The 14,891-nt window shown below is 59.8% G+C and carries 15 protein-coding genes and 1 other RNA gene; 12 read left to right on the top strand and 4 right to left on the bottom strand.

Going from position 1 to position 14,891, the window contains the following annotated elements:
• The first annotated feature begins 366 nt into the window (after positions 1-366).
• The 9 genes from ftsE (at position 367) to HMPREF1155_RS07535 (ending at position 8,560) form a co-directional block, all read left to right on the top strand.
• Positions 367-1,035, top strand: coding sequence for a cell division ATP-binding protein FtsE (ftsE, locus tag HMPREF1155_RS07575; protein WP_238319158.1), 669 nt, complete (start codon positions 367-369; stop codon positions 1,033-1,035).
• Positions 1,028-1,945, top strand: a complete 918-nt coding sequence (ftsX, locus tag HMPREF1155_RS07570) for a permease-like cell division protein FtsX (RefSeq protein ID WP_006361767.1) — start codon at positions 1,028-1,030, stop codon at positions 1,943-1,945. The genes ftsE and ftsX overlap by 8 nt, the downstream gene beginning before the upstream one ends.
• A gap of 21 nt (positions 1,946-1,966) precedes the next feature.
• Positions 1,967-3,229, top strand: a complete 1,263-nt coding sequence (locus HMPREF1155_RS07565) for a S41 family peptidase (RefSeq protein WP_006361766.1) — start codon at positions 1,967-1,969, stop codon at positions 3,227-3,229.
• Positions 3,230-3,235: 6 nt separating this feature from the next.
• The gene (locus tag HMPREF1155_RS07560) at positions 3,236-5,383 is read left to right on the top strand and encodes a ribonuclease R family protein (protein WP_255344607.1); all 2,148 of its coding nucleotides are present in this window, start codon (positions 3,236-3,238) and stop codon (positions 5,381-5,383) included.
• Positions 5,384-5,478: 95 nt separating this feature from the next.
• The gene (smpB, locus tag HMPREF1155_RS07555) at positions 5,479-5,943 is read left to right on the top strand and encodes an SsrA-binding protein SmpB (RefSeq protein ID WP_009079111.1); all 465 of its coding nucleotides are present in this window, start codon (positions 5,479-5,481) and stop codon (positions 5,941-5,943) included.
• A 9-nt stretch (positions 5,944-5,952) separates the two neighbouring features.
• Positions 5,953-6,672, top strand: coding sequence for a hypothetical protein (locus HMPREF1155_RS07550; RefSeq protein WP_009079090.1), 720 nt, complete (start codon positions 5,953-5,955; stop codon positions 6,670-6,672).
• Between the two features lie 137 nt (positions 6,673-6,809).
• Positions 6,810-7,171, top strand: a transfer-messenger RNA (tmRNA) gene (gene ssrA, locus HMPREF1155_RS08930).
• 388 nt (positions 7,172-7,559) lie between these two features.
• A complete protein-coding gene (locus HMPREF1155_RS07540) occupies positions 7,560-8,087 on the top strand; it encodes a Panacea domain-containing protein (RefSeq protein ID WP_009078953.1) in 528 nt (175 codons plus the stop codon).
• Positions 8,087-8,560: a Fic family protein gene (locus tag HMPREF1155_RS07535; protein ID WP_050999285.1), complete on the top strand. Its 474-nt coding sequence runs from the start codon at positions 8,087-8,089 to the stop codon at positions 8,558-8,560. The genes HMPREF1155_RS07540 and HMPREF1155_RS07535 overlap by 1 nt, the downstream gene beginning before the upstream one ends.
• Positions 8,561-8,659: 99 nt before the next feature.
• Here the strand turns inward: HMPREF1155_RS07535 and HMPREF1155_RS07530 are convergent, their stop codons facing one another.
• Positions 8,660-8,980 carry a hypothetical protein gene (locus HMPREF1155_RS07530; protein ID WP_009078999.1) on the bottom strand — a complete coding sequence of 107 codons (321 nt, stop codon included), beginning with the start codon at positions 8,978-8,980 and terminating at the stop codon, positions 8,660-8,662.
• Between the two features lie 25 nt (positions 8,981-9,005).
• Positions 9,006-10,613, bottom strand: a complete 1,608-nt coding sequence (locus HMPREF1155_RS07525) for an aminotransferase class I/II-fold pyridoxal phosphate-dependent enzyme (protein WP_009078854.1) — start codon at positions 10,611-10,613, stop codon at positions 9,006-9,008.
• Positions 10,614-10,890: 277 nt separating this feature from the next.
• Here HMPREF1155_RS07525 and HMPREF1155_RS07515 point away from each other — a divergent pair, with 277 nt between their 5' ends.
• Positions 10,891-11,520, top strand: a complete 630-nt coding sequence (locus HMPREF1155_RS07515) for a hypothetical protein (RefSeq protein ID WP_238319150.1) — start codon at positions 10,891-10,893, stop codon at positions 11,518-11,520.
• A 138-nt stretch (positions 11,521-11,658) separates the two neighbouring features.
• On the opposite strand, the gene HMPREF1155_RS07510 is transcribed toward HMPREF1155_RS07515, so the two are convergent.
• Positions 11,659-12,225 carry a hypothetical protein gene (locus tag HMPREF1155_RS07510; protein ID WP_039993592.1) on the bottom strand — a complete coding sequence of 189 codons (567 nt, stop codon included), beginning with the start codon at positions 12,223-12,225 and terminating at the stop codon, positions 11,659-11,661.
• The gene (locus tag HMPREF1155_RS07505) at positions 12,218-12,436 is read right to left on the bottom strand and encodes a helix-turn-helix transcriptional regulator (protein ID WP_009078857.1); all 219 of its coding nucleotides are present in this window, start codon (positions 12,434-12,436) and stop codon (positions 12,218-12,220) included. Before HMPREF1155_RS07505 ends, HMPREF1155_RS07510 begins: the two co-directional genes overlap by 8 nt.
• A 393-nt stretch (positions 12,437-12,829) precedes the next feature.
• Between HMPREF1155_RS07505 and HMPREF1155_RS07495 the strand changes: the two genes are divergently transcribed.
• Complete coding sequence (locus HMPREF1155_RS07495; RefSeq protein WP_009078980.1) at positions 12,830-13,225, top strand: molybdenum cofactor biosynthesis protein MoaE; 396 nt, start codon at positions 12,830-12,832, stop codon at positions 13,223-13,225.
• Positions 13,226-13,454: 229 nt separating this feature from the next.
• Positions 13,455-14,885 (top strand): Na+/H+ antiporter NhaC family protein, encoded by a 1,431-nt coding sequence (locus HMPREF1155_RS07490; protein WP_009078850.1) that lies wholly within the window; start codon positions 13,455-13,457, stop codon positions 14,883-14,885.
• Positions 14,886-14,891: the final 6 nt, after the last annotated feature.

Below are 14,891 nucleotides of genomic sequence, written 5' to 3'. Positions count from 1 at the left end.
ATGCGGATTCTGTGGCCGCTTGACGTGCGGTTTGCTTGAGTTGATACAATATGGGCCGGTAGTCCAGTACACACTGATTGAACGGAGCATTCTGTGGCTAATCCAAACGACGCGCGGCCGCGCGTTCGGCGGGCAACGGGGGCCATTCCTCGTTCCCATGCCGCTCGCGACGCTTCCGCGCCCGATGGGCACGATGCGGTCGACCAGGGAACGGGCGTCATGCCTCCCGTCGGCGCAACGGCCCGTCGCTCCCAGGTTCGCGGCGCCCATGCGACGCCCGACCTCTCCACGTCCCTTCCGACCCTGAACGTCGAAGACGTCCAGCAGCCTCTCGGCGCGCCGGTCGTCACCTTCGACCACGTCACCATGGTGTATCAGGCCCAGCCGAACAAGCCGAGCCTGCACGACATCTCGGTGAAGATCTATCCAGGCGAGTTCATCTTCCTGGTCGGGCATTCGGGTTCGGGCAAATCGACGTTCATCCGTCTGATCACGCGCGAGCTTCAACCCACCGACGGGAAGATCTACATCGATAAGATCGATCTGACCCGCATGCGCAGCGGCCAGGTGCCCAAGCTGCGCCGCAATATCGGCTGCGTCTTCCAGGACTTCAAGCTTCTGCCGAACAAGACCGTCTTCGAGAACGTCGCGTTCGCGCTCGAGGCGATCGGCAAGAGCCGTCACGTCATCAAGACGCAGGTTCCCGAGGTCTTGAGGCTCGTCGGCCTTCAGGACAAGCTCAACAAGTATCCCGACCAGCTCTCAGGCGGCGAGCAGCAGCGTGTCTCCATCGCGCGCGCCATCGTCAACCGTCCGCCGCTTCTGGTGTGCGACGAGCCTACGGGCAATCTCGATCCGCAGACCTCGCGCGGCATCATGGATCTTCTCGTGCGCATCAACAAGACCGGCACCACGGTGCTCGTAGCCACGCATGACCGCGAGATGGTGGACAACATGCGCAGGCGCGTCATCGCCCTTGACGGCGGCCAGCTCACGCGCGACCAGAGCAGGGGGGTGTACGGCTTCGATGTCTAGTCTGTTCTATTTCTTCAAGGAATCCCTGACCGGATTCTCCCGCAACCTCAGCACGACGCTGGGGTCGATCATTACGATTTTCCTGTCTCTGCTGATCATCGGTGTATTCCTGGTTGGCGGCGGAATCGTCGACAACATCGTCAACTCGGTCGAGGACAAGGTTTCCGTCACGGCGTACGTTTCCGACGATGCGAATCAGAACGACATCAACGCCGTCATGAAGACCATCGAAGGCATCTCGGGCGTCCAGAGCGTCGGCTTCACGACCAAGGACGAAGCCATGGAGAACTTCAGCAATTCCATGAGCTCGAATCCCGAGATCGTCGAGCAGCTCGACGGCATGAATCCGCTGCCGGCCTCCATCGATATCGAGCTGTCCGACGCGCAGCAGGTTGAAAGCGTGGTCGGCGCCATCGCATCGAACGCGTCCTTCAAGGAGATCTGCGACAGTCCCGACGATCCGTCCGACAGCCTGAAATACGGCGGTCAGGAGACTATCGAACGCCTGTTCAGCGTTACGAATTACGTGCGCTACATCGGCGTCGCGCTCATCGCGCTGCTTGTCTTCATCGCGCTCGTCTTCATCAACAACACGATCCGTCTGGCCATTCTCGCCCGCAGCCGGGAGATCTCCATCATGCGGCTCGTGGGCGCTTCCAACGGCTTCATCCGCGGGCCCTTCCTGATGGAGGGCGCTCTCCATGCGCTTATCGGCGCCGGTCTGGCCATCGTCTTCCTGGAGATCCTGCGCCGCGTTGCGCTTCCCCAGGTCTCTACGGCCCTCATGTGGCTGCCTATCGCCCTGTCTTCGGTGACCTATGCGCGCATCTATCTCACGCTGGTCGTCGCCGGCTTGATCATCGCGGCCGTGGGCTCCATGTTCGCGATGCGTCGCTACCTCAAGGTGTAGCGGGCGTTTCGGACGGGACGCATGGGCTCTCTGAAACATAGCAAGCATGTCTCCGATCAGGAGCGGCGCGACGTCAGGATCTTGAAGGCGCTTTTCGTCCTCGTCCTGGCGTTCGCGCTTTTCGCGCTCGGGTTCCTCGTGCGCGGGTACGATCCCCTGATGGAGAGGCTGGGCGTGAATTCCGTTTCCGTTCCGGCCCCGGTCGCATCCAACGCGTCCATGCAGGTTTCCGATGTGGCGAACCATCTGTCGGAAGTCATGAGCATCATCTCCTCCGACAGCGTCGATTCGTACGACGAATCGAGCGCGACGAACGCCGTGCTGGGAGCGTTCTTGGAGTCGACGGGCGATTCCTATGCGCGCTATTACGATGCCGATCGCTACTCGGCTTACGTCGATTCGTCTTCGTCCGATTATCCTGGAGTCGGCGTGTTCTTCTCCGAATACAACGGCAAGGCGTACGCGCTCGACGTGTTCGAAGGCTCGTCTGCCGCCGAAGCGGGGGTGAAGCCCGGCGATTTCGTGGTGGCGATCGACGGGGATTCCTCCCAGGACTGGTCCGCGACCGAAGCCATCAACGCGGTGCAGCGCGAGTCCGGCTCGACCGTCGTCATACGCTGGCGACATGCCGAGAGCCTCGATTCGACGGGCGGCGAAGAGTTCACGACCACGTTGACGACGGGGAACTACGAGGAACCCAACGTCACGACGCAGCTGACGAACAAGGTCGGCTACATCTCGCTCAAGCAGTTCACCTCTAATTCCGATGCCCTCGTGCGCGAGGCCATCTCCGAGCTGACCGACGAAGGCGCGCGCTCTTTCGTGCTCGACCTGCGCGACAATCCGGGCGGATATCTTTCGAAGTCGGTCGATGTCGCCTCGCTGTTCATCAAGAGCGGCACGGTCGTCGAGATCGATACGCTGACTACTTCCACGACGCGCGAGGTGTCGGGCGACCTTGCCACGGAAGCTCCGCTCGTGGTGCTGGTGAACGGCAATACCGCCGGTTCGGCCGAAGCCCTCGCCGCCGCCCTCCGCGACCTCGATCGCGCGGCCATCGTGGGGACGACGACGATGGGGAAGGGGTCGGTGCAGGTCACGCGTCCCCTCTCGTTCGGCGGTGCCCTGCGCTACACGGCGGCGCGCTACGTGTCTCCCAGCGGATATGCCATCGACGGCGTGGGCGTCTCGCCCGACGCGTCCGTCGCGATGGATAGCGACTCCTCGACGGACCGTCAGAAGGAAGTCGCCGTCGAAACCGCGCAATCCCTTATCAAGAACTAGTTCGCCATGCCCCATCCTCGTACCCGCCGCCTTCGAACGAGAAGGACGGCTCGAGTCCTGCCGGAAGGCGTGCTCGAGGTCATGCCGTCCGGGTATGGTTTCGTGAAGACCGCGGAAGGCGAGTTCTTCATTCCCGAATCAGCCATGAAATCAGCCTTCGACGGCGATGTCGTCGCTGTTTCCCGAGCATCCGGCGGAGATGGGAATCGTCGGGCGCGGCGTACGGATCGGCCGCAAGGACGCGTCGCGCGCGTGGTGACGCGTGCGCATGCGTCGATCGTGGGACGCTACGAAATCGCCGAGCCGTACGGAGTCGTCGTTCCTGAAGATCCGCGCATCAGGCATGATATCTTCACGCTGCGCAGGGATGCGCCGACGGTGCGCGAGGGCGATATCGTACGCGTGCGCATCACCGCCTATCCGGAAGCGGGACAGCCTGCATTCGGCAGCATCGAAGAGGTCGTGGGACACGAGGGCGATGCAGGCATCGACGTCGATCTCATCGTCGCGCGCCATACGCTTGCGACGTGCTTTTCCGATGATGCGCTCGCGCAGGCGGCATCCGCAGAGGCGGGCATCGATCGCGCGCTTCGAGACGAAGGGTATCGCGACCTGCGGCATCGCATCACGTTCACCATCGATCCTTCGGACGCCCGCGATTTCGATGACGCATTGTCGTTCGACGAGGTCGACGGGTTGCTGCGCGTCGGCGTGCACATCGCCGACGTTTCCCGCTATGTTTCCTGGGCGACGCCGCTCGATTTCGAAGCGCGGGCACGGGCGACGAGCGTGTATCTTGTCGATCGCGTGCTCCCCATGCTTCCTGAGAAGCTGTCGAACGACATATGCTCGTTGAAACCGAATGTCGCCCGTCGTGCCGTGACGGTCGACCTGTATTACTCGCATGCGCTCGAGCTTGTGCGGGTGGACGCCTATCCTGCCGTCATCGAGTCGAAGGCGCGATTCGTCTATGAGGATGTCCAAGCCTGTCTGGAATCGATGCGCGCCCTCGGATCGTCGGATCTCGAAGGGCGGGAAACGCCGCGGTATGCATGCTCGGCCGACGAGCTTTCGGGCTCTTGCACGCTCGACGGCGCTCTTCGGTCGGCTTTGGGGTCATCCGTTGCAGACGACGATATGCACGGCATACGCGCCATCGCAGCACGTCTCGAATCCCTTCATCGGATCGCGCGGGCGCTTAGGGCGCGTCGCGCGCGTGCGGGAGGCATCGATTTCGACCGCGAAGAGACGAAGGTGCGTCTCGACGATCGGGGGCGTCCCCTTTCGGTCGATCTTCGACGGAGAAACGACGCGACCTCTCTTGTGGAAGAGGCGATGATCTCGGCGAACGAAGCGGTTGCTCGCATCATGCGCGACGCCGGCGCTGCGTGCATCTACCGTGTGCACGAGGCGCCCGACTCGGGCGACTTGATCGATATCGTTCCCATCCTGGATGAATTCGGCTACGACGATGCGGTTTCCCTTTCCGCGTTCGCCATGGGATCTCCCAAGGCAGTGCAGGCGGTCCTTGCGCGGGCGCACGGCCGTCCCGAAGGTTCGCTCGTCTCCATGTTGGTGCTTCGGGCTATGAAACAGGCGCGGTATGCGCCGGAATGCCAGCCTCATTTCGGTCTTGCGAGCGCGGCCTACCTGCATTTCACGAGTCCTATCAGACGCTATCCCGATCTTATGGCGCACCGCCTGCTGAAAGCCGTGCTGCGGGGACGCGACGGCACGACGTCTGCGCAAGAGGCGGCGCTGCCGGACATAGCCGACCATGCCTCTCGGCAAGAGAAGATCGCGGAGACGGCGGCACGGGAATCGCAGGAGCTCAAGATGTACGAGCTCCTTTCAGAGCATATCGGCGAGCCGTTCGACGGCATGGTTTCGGGCGTTTCGACATCGGGGTTCTACGTGCGCGTCGAAATGGGTGCGGAGGGATTCGTGCCGATGCGCGATCTAGGAGAATTCTTCCATCTCGATTCAGCGCGCCGCATGCTCGTAGGGACCGAGAGCGGTGATGTCGTGCGGCTGGGAGATGCAGTGCGCATTCGCGTCGTCGCCGTCTTTCCCTATGCGCGCACGGCGACCTTCGCTCTTGCATCGAACAGGCGGGCTTCACGGCATTCGCGTGCTTCCTGGAGACCTCGATGAGGCTCGCGTCGATGCACGTGTAGTCGCTATAATAGGAAAGTTACCGCTGCAATGCGCTCCGAGGCGGGGCCGGTATGCGAGAGGAGGATGCACGCATGTCTCGTGAGAAGAAGCCGATCGCGAAGAATCGCAGGGCGTTCCATGACTATGAGATCATCGAGACGTTCGAGGCGGGCATCGTCCTTTCCGGGACCGAGGTCTGTTCGCTTCGAGAAAACAACTGCCAGCTCACCGATACGTTCGCGCTTATCCGGCATGGCGAGGCATGGCTGCATGGCCTGCATATTCCGCCGTATTCGCATGGCAACATCGCGAATCGCGAGCCGGATCGCGTGCGCAAGCTTCTGCTGCATCGTCGTCAGATCCGCTATCTCGAGCAGAAGACGAGGGATGCAGGCATGGCCATCGTGCCGATCAGCGTGTATTTCGACGCGAATGGCCGTGTCAAGGTCGAAATCGCCGTTGCGCGCGGCAAGAAGCTCTATGACAAGCGCGCCGCGATGGCAGAGCGCGATTCCAAGCGGGAAATCGAGCGTGCGATGAAGGTGCGCTCGCGGTAAGGGGGATGCATGTCGTTGTTCAAGAGGAAGGCCAAGAGCACCGCGCGCTCGGTTCTATCAGGCATGAAGAGCTCGAATGCCGCGTCTCGCGCATCGTCTGCGAAAGGTGGCGGCAAGGACGAGGAACTTGAAGCGCTGAAGGCCCAGCTCGAGGAAGAACGTGAGAAACGCCTGCGTGCCGAATGGCGCATCATGTACGATGCCGGCTGCGACGGCGAGTGCGAGGAATGCGCATACTACGATGTCTGCGACGGCGACTTCGTGGATGAGGAAGAGCCTGAGCCCGAACAGCTGAAGACCGAGAAGCCGGAGGTCGAGAAGCCGAAAGCGGGCACGCCTCAGGTCGAGGAGTCGGAGGTTGCGACTGCGCAGCAGGCCGAGGATGAAGGCGCATCCAATGTCGAGGATTCGGCTGCGGATGCGGTCGTCGATCCCGAGGAAGAGGCGCTTTGCGAGCAGGAGCGCGCGCTGTACGCGGAGGCGGCGGCATACTATGCGGCCGGCTGCGACGGCGACTGCGACACCTGCGCGTATTACGACTACTGCCCGGCCGAGGAAGAAGATCCCGATACGGAGGAGCTTGCATTCGGCGTGACGCAGGGAGACGTGAAGAGCTTCGCGAAGGGCGGCATGGACCTCGCACGCGAGACCGCTGCCACGATGAAGGACCTCAAAGAGGCATCGGACGAATTCCGCGATCTCGTTGACGTTCGCCAGTGGTTCAAGTAAGATAGCTCGCCCTCGCGTTGACGAGCGGCGTGCCCCTTGATAGGGTGGATGCCAGGCACCTACATAATCGAACGGCTGAACGCCGTCGAACCCTTCGGGCGGGAAGCGCGGGTGCGCCGCGCCCGAAGCCTCATATTGGGGGCGACCGGTTTCGACATGGCAGTTTTGAACCGAAGAGCAGGCCGTGGTCTCCTCGCCACGATAAACAGGGGTACCGTCAAGTTAATTGGCAACAAGAACTACTCTGGGCAGTACGCCCTTGCTGCTTAATTTATAGCAGCTCGTCAACCCGGGCCTTTCCCCATCCCGGCGCGACGTCATTCCGGGGAACGCTCGCACGTCACGTGACCGGTATGGTCGTGCGCTAAGACGGAACCGGCATGGACGCATCAAGCCTGTCTGCAGGCGTGATGCGCTCGAGATCGAATGCAGACTAAGCTTGTAGAGCCTCGGGGATGAGCTGGTATGGACCGGAGTTCGATTCTCCGCGCCTCCACCACGCGTTCGCAGCCTGCAACCTGGATAATACCAGGTGGCAGGCTGTTTTCAGTTTGTTGCGATTACAACGGAACGGTGAAAATCGCTCATATTTCCTCATATTTTCTCATGAAATTAACCGATGATTAACAGATGTGATCGCCATTCTCTGCGCCTCTATTCTTCTTATCAGAATGCATGCGTCACCTTTCTTGTTTGACTGCGCGAAACGGCGTCATACACAAGCGCAAACGACAGAAGCGCGAACTGTAATTTAGACGATGTTGCTTTCCGTCTTTCTTTTTGTGGCGTTTAACCGCGCCTCTGGCGTACATCGTTGATTGGGATCCGTACCGCGAGTAATATAATTCGCTCGAACAAAGTGAATACGACGGGAAGGAGAAGCAGCCATGAAATCTCTCGACGTCGCGAACATTCTCGTAGCCAACTACGGCGACGAGATAAAGATCACCAACCTTAGCCTCAACAAGCTTGTCTATCTAGCCCAGGTCGAAGCCCTCAAGGCCGATTCCTCCAAGCCGCTCTTCGACGATGTCATTGAAGCGTGGGCGTACGGCCCTGTCGAGCCCGCCGTGTACCATGTTTTCAAGGATTATAGACGAGCAACGATACCTTCCTATGTTGTGGATTTGCGGGGAATTGCAGCATCGTCAGACGAAATGGGAATCATTGACGCAACGGCGGGGAAATACGGCTTCCTTACGGCGTTCGATCTCGTCGACCTTACGCATCGCGAGGGTGGCGCATGGCGCAACAAGTACGTTGAAGGCCGGCATAACGTCGAGATAACCGTCGCCGACATACTCGCCTCCGACGACGTCAAGGTTGAGTTCAATCTTGAACGTACGTTCGCTGCGGGCCTGCGAAGCGTTGAAGAGAAGTGGCCAAATGCCCTTCGTATGCTCGAGGACGCTTGATGTCCTCATGCGACCTCTTCCCCGCCGCCTGCTACGATGGCGGGGAAGAGGAACTTGCTGCGACGATAATAGACGCCCATGCCGAAGTACTGATCGGAAGCAAGGGGTTCGAACCTGACTCCGTGGCCGATGAAGAGATGATTGGGAGGATATTGCCCGTCATCTCTTCCTTCTTCTGCACGATATTCGAAGTCCCTCCCTGCAAGAGGTATGAGGATATTTTCGAGCAGATGGCAGGGTTTGCGACCCATCTCGCAAAGGACCATCTTTTCTTTGATGGGAATAAGAGGACCACGACCAAGGTCACGTTCGCCATGCTTTACAAGGCCGGGATCACTTTCGATATCGGCGACCCGGATGATATCGAACACAACGAAATCTATCTTTGGATACAGGACATTGTGACCGGCGGTCGTACAGAAGCGCAACTTGCTTCTTACTTACGCGAAAACTGCATTGATCTGAACAGGTGAAATATTTCATGATCCAAGGAGGACCATTCTAAGGCCGCATACGATTGGAGAGATGCAGGCGATTCTTGGACGACTGGATAACGAGAAGCACTCCCGCGTCTATTCCTCGGCCCGCGGCCAGACGCGCCAGGCTATGAAGGCGAGGCCGGCTATGGGGATGATGCCTCCCGTCCAATTGCTGTCGGATGCCGCGATCATGAGCCCCGCCTTCACGCAGAGGACCGCCGTAACCACGAGGCAGAGTATCGCGATGATTTTGTCACGCAGCGCATGCGCAGGCTTCGCCGGCTCCTGCGTTTCGATTTCGGCTTCCGTTGCCTCGTCGTCCGAGCTTCGCGTATCAGCGTCTATTTCGTCTGCTGCGCCCCTTGCCGTCGTATCCGACGTCGCGCGATGTATGCGGACTGCGTTCGTACGCATGCGTATCCTGCCTTCCATCCCTGCACTATTGCCGGTAATACGAGAGGAAATCGCCGATCTGCTCCATGGCTTCGCTTAAGACCTCGATGCGGGGCAGGTAGACGATGCGGAAGTGATCGGGCTCGTGCCAGTTGAATCCTCCGCCGTGCACGATGAGGATCCTCTTCTCCTTCAGCAGGTCGAGCGCGAACCGCTCGTCGTTTTCGATCGCGAATTTCTTCACATCGAGCTTGGGGAAGATATAGAAGGCGGCCTTCGGCTTCACCACGCTGATGCCGGGAATGTCCTTAAGGGCGTTGTAGACGTATTCGCGCTGCTCGTAGATGCGTCCGCCGGGCACGATGTAATCGTTGACGCTTTGGTGTCCGCCGAGGGCCGTCTGCACGATGGACTGTGCGGGGACGTTCGAGCAGAGGCGCATGTTGGACAGCATGTTGAGGCCCAGGATATAGTCCTCGGCCAGGCGCTTGTTGCCCGAGAGGATCATCCAGCCGATGCGGTAGCCGGCGATCATATGGGATTTCGAGAGCCCGCTGAACGTGATGCAGAACAGGTCGGGAGCGAGCGAAGCGATGCTCACGTGCTCTTCGCCGTCCATGACCAGGCGGTCGTAGATTTCATCGGAGAAGATCATGAGCCGGTGCTCGCGCGCGATGCCGACGATTTCCTGCAGGACTTCTCGAGGATAGAGCGCGCCGGTCGGGTTGTTCGGGTTGATGATGACGATCGCCTTGGTGCGGGATGTGATCTTGGCGCGCATGTCGTCGATGTCCGGATACCAGTCGGCCTGCTCATCGCAGATATAGTGTACGGGGGTTCCGCCCGCGAGCGTGGCGCATGCGGTCCACAGGGGGTAGTCGGGCGAGGGAATGAGGATTTCATCGCCCGAATCGAGCAAGGCCTGCATGCAGAGGTTGATGAGCTCGCTGACGCCGTTGCCGGTGTAGATGTCGTTCATGGTGACATTCGGAAGCTTCTTGAGCTGGGAATACTGCATGATAGCCTTTCGGGCCGAGAACAGTCCGCGGCTATCGGAATATCCTTCGCAGTCAGGAAGCTGGCGTGCCATGTCGTAGACGACCTCGTCGGGCGTGCGGAAGCCGAACGGGGCGGGATTGCCGATGTTGAGCTTCAGAACGTGCGTGCCGGCCTCCTCCATGCGGTTCGCCTCGTCGACGACGGGTCCGCGCACGTCGTAGAGCACATTGTCGAGCTTGGAGGACTTCCTGAAGAGACGCCGCGCGCCTTCGGCTTCGGCGGTCGCCGAGGGAGCGGATTTCGTATCGGGGGATAGGCGAGAGGTTGATCGTACGGTTTTCGTGCGGCCGACGGCATGCGAGATTCCGGGCGTTTCGGCTCTGTGCGTCGAGGCGGGCGTCGGCATGCTTGAAGAAGAATCCTTTGCCGTTGCCTCCGTCGTTCCGCGCAGAAGCCAGTCTTGCGTGACGCCGAGCGCTTCCGCGAGGAATGAAAGCGTTTCGGCACGAGGGGTGGTCTTGCCGCTCAGATATTGGCTGAGCTGGCTTTTTCCGAGCTTGCGACCCTGTATCTGCGCCGTGCGTACAAGGTCGACCTGCTTGAATCGCGCGGCCGTCATCGCCTCGCGCAGGCGGGATGCGAAGGTTTCCTCCATGAGCGTATCCTTCCGTAGTTCAGTGGTTAAATTGAACTAGCACGGAAGAATACCATGATTCATTGAACTTGAACCGCATTCGGTGCGTTTCGTTCGTTTTAGTTCAGATATACAGGGTTTCTGAACTAAAAAGGGGATAATGCGAACGCATTCGACGTGCCATGCGCTTCGTTTCATGTCGCATGCGGAAGGGAGGGGGATCGTCGCTGAATCGGATCTCTTCTTCCCGCGCGCGTGGTATGGTGTTTCAGGATTCATCGCCGCGCGAGGAGGCTTCATGCAAGAGCAGATTTCGACTCTTTCACCGGAAGACGTCCGAACACTCCCGAAGAAACCCTATGCGGTTTGGTGGTACGCATTTCCCATCGTCCAGGTTGCGTTGCTGTTCTGCTTCTTTTTCCTGATGGGCGCCAATGACGATGACAGGCCGTACGACCTTATCATCGTCCTGTATCTTGTATCCGCGTTGATCAATGCCATCTGGGCGTTCGTGCATACGTCCCCTGCGTATGAGGAATACCTCATGAGGTCCCTTGTCATCGTGCGGTATGCGACGGTGCCGTTTTATCTGGGATTCTTCATGTTCGGAGTGTTTGCGAGCATTGTGCTCGCATTTTTCACCGGCCCCTTCGGCGCCCTGTTCTTCATGCTCGTGGACTATCTGATCCTTCTTTCGTTCGTCCCTTGGGGACTCGCGTATTTCATCTGCCTTCGGCGGTCGGGCCAGATGGGCGTCATCATGATGCTTGTGAACATCGCCCTTCAGTTCTGCTTCGTGCTCGACGTCATCGACACGATCGCCGTCGTGTCGGTTTGGAAGCGCAGGCTCATTCCCGCGAGCATCGCCGTCATCGTCTTCATGACCATGGTGATTGGCGCCTTCCTCTGCATGGTCATGTTGGGGTAGGACGCCCGAAGGCGGTTTTGTGCCTCGGCCTATGCGGAGATGGGGTCGCGCGGGCTTCGGAGGACATGCCGGGGATGCGGGCATGAGGACAGCTGCATGCGCTATCGATTCCGCACGCCTGTCATCTCTGGGCTCTCGTCAGTCGTCCAGCTCTCTCGCCAAGGCTTCTGCGGCTTTATGGGCTTGCGACCAGGCAAGGAAAAGGGCGAGAACCGCAAACCCGAAGACGAAGATGCCGAATGCGGCTCCCATAAGGAAATTTGCCAGCAGATATGCCTGCTCGAATCCTACGAGCTGCACTTCGGCGATGGTGCGCACGGCAGAGAGGGCGCAGGAGAAGACGATTGCGGATCCGGCGGAATAGGCGAGGGTGAATCCGAGCGGAAACGAGGCGTTATGGCCGAACTTCGATCCGTAATAGATCCCCTTTGCCTGCTGGGTATTCGCCACGACGATGCATGCGATGGCTATGCATGCGAAGAGCGCCGATACGACCGCGCTCAAGGCGGCTTTCACCTCTTCGGTCATGATGTCGAGATGATGGACGTCCATGAGCTGCACGTACGACATCAGATAGAACGCGATGACCATGATGCCTGCGATGAGGAACCAGAAAGGTTTCTTGAACGCGCGATCTCCCTCGGTTTCCTCGCGCTCGTCGGCGGGCTTCATGTAATCGTTCCAGGTTTTCATCAAGCTAGTCATGAGATTTCCCCTCGATCCAGAACAGGTCGTTCAACGTGCACCCAAGCGCACGGCAGATGGCTATGCAGAGATTCAACGTCGGGTTGTAGCCGCCCGCCTCGATGAGCCCTATGGTCTGCCTCGTGGCGCCTACGGCCGCGGCAAGATCGCCTTGCGACATGTCGCACGCCGCACGGGCGGCTTTCATGCGAAGGTTCTTCTGCCCTTCCATATGCCCGCCTTTCGTCTGTAAGATATATCGTGCATTACCGAGCAATATGCGATATACATTGCATAGTGTCAAATATATATTGCAAAAAGAATGAAATAGAAGGAATTATTCTTTTGCTCGGCGTGAAGACCGATGATGCGCGCAGCGCGTGGGGCGTGTTGCTTCCAAGCGCTAGGCATTGCGCACGTACGCTTCGAGCGCTATGTGCCGCGCGCACGCATATCCGTCGGGCGCCATGGGGCGTTGTGCATTTCGCGTCTGCATGCGATGCGTCGCATGCGGTAGAGCATTGCGGCGCATCCATTCTGCCGGGGGAGTGGTATCGTTGGACCGAACATCCGGTTCGCATCGAATGCATCGCAGTCGTTTTCGCATGACAGAAGGAGCACGAACATGCCGAAGGAGCATCCGTCCATCGATCAATGGCTCGCAGAAGCGAAGGCCGATCCAAGCGCCGCGCAGTGCGGCATGTACCTGACGCACAACGGCGTCGTGCGCGTCACGCCTAAGCGTCAGGTGCGCGAAGGCGTCGAAGGTCTGGGAGAGGTGTCGCAGGTCGATTTCAGCTACGATGCGGCAGGCGTGGATGCCGCCGTTGCCGAAGTACTCACCTGGCCAGGCGTCTACTACGTGCGCGTGTGGCTCAACGAAGGCGTGCTCAAGGTGGGCGATTCCATCATGTACGTGCTCATCGGCGCCGATATTCGTCCGCACTGCGTGGATGCTCTGCAGAAGCTCGTCGGAAAGATCAAGAACGACCTTGTCGTGGAGCGGGAGATCTACGCGTAAAGAAGCGTGCTCGTATTTCCCGGTCCTCGTTTTCGAGGATCGCCACCGCCCGCGCGTTCGCCGCGTGCGGCTTGTGAATCGCGACGTCGAGGATGTGAGGCGAGCGGATGCCCGAGGAGAGCGTGCGTTCGCCGCATGCGTCGTATGAATCGACGGCTTGGAAACCCCTCGTTCACGTTCGTATGCCATAATGCGAAAACTCATGTTCAGACGAGGGAAGAAGAGACCGATGCTTGAGAAGAGAGAAACGGGCCAGGCCGAATCCGCGGCCGCTACGGCCGCCGTCGAAGAGGCGCGCCTCCAGGAATCCGGAGGCGAGGCGATCGGACCGAATGGGTTCGCGCTGCTGCCTATAATCGTGTTCCTGGTGCTCTATCTGGGGTCGGGCGTGTACTTCGAATACGTCAGGCCCATCGACGGGCAGATGGGCTTCTACGTGATCTCGGTCGTCGTGGCGTTCATGGTCGCCCTGACCGTGGCGCTCGTGCAGAACAGGTCGCTTTCCTTCGATGAGAAGATCCGTCATTGCGCGCGCGGCATCGGGGACGAGAACATCGTCATCATGCTGTTCATCTTTCTGTTCGCCGGGGTGTTCAGCGGTTTGGCAAGCGCGGCCGGCGGTGCGGAGAGCACGGCGAACATGATGCTTTCGGTCATTCCGTCGAGCTTCGCCATTCCGGGGCTCTTCCTTATCGCGGCCATCATCTCGCTTGCGATGGGCACGAGCACGGGCACGGTGTCGGTCTTGGCCCCCATCGCCGTCGCCGTGTCGGCGAATGCCGATCTGAACCTTGCATTTTGCGTGGCGAGCGTCATCGGCGGCGCCATGTTCGGCGACAACCTCTCGTTCATCTCCGATACGACGATCGCATCCACGAAAACCCAGGGTGCGGCCATGAAGGATAAGTTCTACGAGAACGCGAAGATCGCCATTCCCGTCGCGCTCGTTTCCATGGTCGTCATCGCCGTCGTCGCGTCTTCTTCGGCGCCTGCGTCTGTGGGCACCTACGAGTTCAACCCGGTGCTCGCCGTACCGTACTTCGTCGTGCTCATCCTCGCCATGACCGGCATGAACGTGCTTCTGGTGTTGACGATCGGCATTTTGCTCATGCTGCTGACGGGCGTTGCCGCCGGCACGCTTTCCTTCGTGAGCGCGTTCACGTCCATGGGTACCGGCGCGACCGGCATGTTCGAAACCATGATCGTGACCATCCTGGTCGCGGCCATCGGCGCGCTCATGCGTCAGCACGGCGGGTTCGCGGCCATCCTGCAGTTCATCCATAAGCACTTCCATGGACGCAAGGGCGGCATGGCGGGCATCGGCCTGCTGGTCTTCCTGCTGGACGTCGCGGCGGCGAACAACACGGTCGCCATCGTGATGGCAGGTTCGGTCGCCAAGCAGATCAGCGAGGAATACGATGTTTCTCCGCGCGAGGCGGCATCGCTGCTCGATACATGGTCGTGCATCGGTCAGGGGATCATCCCGTACGGCGCTCAGCTTCTGATCGGAGCGGGCATCGCGGGTATCTCGTCGGTATCCATCATTCCGTTTCTGTTCTATCCGATGCTGCTTGCGGTGGGCATGGTCGTCTACATCCTGACCGACGGCCTGAAATTCGGGCGCGGAAAATCGGCTGCTTCGAGCACGACTCGCGCGTAACCGCCC

The organism is Slackia sp. CM382 (genome assembly GCF_000293015.1).
In the GTDB taxonomy this organism is placed as follows: domain Bacteria; phylum Actinomycetota; class Coriobacteriia; order Coriobacteriales; family Eggerthellaceae; genus Slackia; species Slackia exigua.
This window is presented reverse-complemented; position numbering and strand designations above follow the sequence as displayed.

Excerpts from the sequence above, each read along its gene's own strand:
- HMPREF1155_RS07490 (WP_009078850.1), top strand. The coding sequence starts at position 13,455 with ATGCTTGAGAAGAGAGAAACGGGCCAGGCCGAATCCGCGGCCGCTACG.
- HMPREF1155_RS07505 (WP_009078857.1), bottom strand. The coding sequence starts at position 12,436 with ATGGAAGGGCAGAAGAACCTTCGCATGAAAGCCGCCCGTGCGGCGTGC.
- ftsE (WP_238319158.1), top strand. The coding sequence starts at position 367 with ATGGTGTATCAGGCCCAGCCGAACAAGCCGAGCCTGCACGACATCTCG.
- HMPREF1155_RS07540 (WP_009078953.1), top strand. The coding sequence starts at position 7,560 with ATGAAATCTCTCGACGTCGCGAACATTCTCGTAGCCAACTACGGCGAC.
- HMPREF1155_RS07515 (WP_238319150.1), top strand. The coding sequence starts at position 10,891 with ATGCAAGAGCAGATTTCGACTCTTTCACCGGAAGACGTCCGAACACTC.
- HMPREF1155_RS07565 (WP_006361766.1), top strand. The coding sequence starts at position 1,967 with ATGGGCTCTCTGAAACATAGCAAGCATGTCTCCGATCAGGAGCGGCGC.
- HMPREF1155_RS07525 (WP_009078854.1), bottom strand. The coding sequence starts at position 10,613 with ATGGAGGAAACCTTCGCATCCCGCCTGCGCGAGGCGATGACGGCCGCG.
- HMPREF1155_RS07560 (WP_255344607.1), top strand. The coding sequence starts at position 3,236 with ATGCCCCATCCTCGTACCCGCCGCCTTCGAACGAGAAGGACGGCTCGA.
- HMPREF1155_RS07530 (WP_009078999.1), bottom strand. The coding sequence starts at position 8,980 with ATGCGTACGAACGCAGTCCGCATACATCGCGCGACGTCGGATACGACG.
- HMPREF1155_RS07550 (WP_009079090.1), top strand. The coding sequence starts at position 5,953 with ATGTCGTTGTTCAAGAGGAAGGCCAAGAGCACCGCGCGCTCGGTTCTA.
- ftsX (WP_006361767.1), top strand. The coding sequence starts at position 1,028 with ATGTCTAGTCTGTTCTATTTCTTCAAGGAATCCCTGACCGGATTCTCC.
- HMPREF1155_RS07535 (WP_050999285.1), top strand. The coding sequence starts at position 8,087 with ATGTCCTCATGCGACCTCTTCCCCGCCGCCTGCTACGATGGCGGGGAA.
- HMPREF1155_RS07510 (WP_039993592.1), bottom strand. The coding sequence starts at position 12,225 with ATGACTAGCTTGATGAAAACCTGGAACGATTACATGAAGCCCGCCGAC.
- smpB (WP_009079111.1), top strand. The coding sequence starts at position 5,479 with ATGTCTCGTGAGAAGAAGCCGATCGCGAAGAATCGCAGGGCGTTCCAT.
- HMPREF1155_RS07495 (WP_009078980.1), top strand. The coding sequence starts at position 12,830 with ATGCCGAAGGAGCATCCGTCCATCGATCAATGGCTCGCAGAAGCGAAG.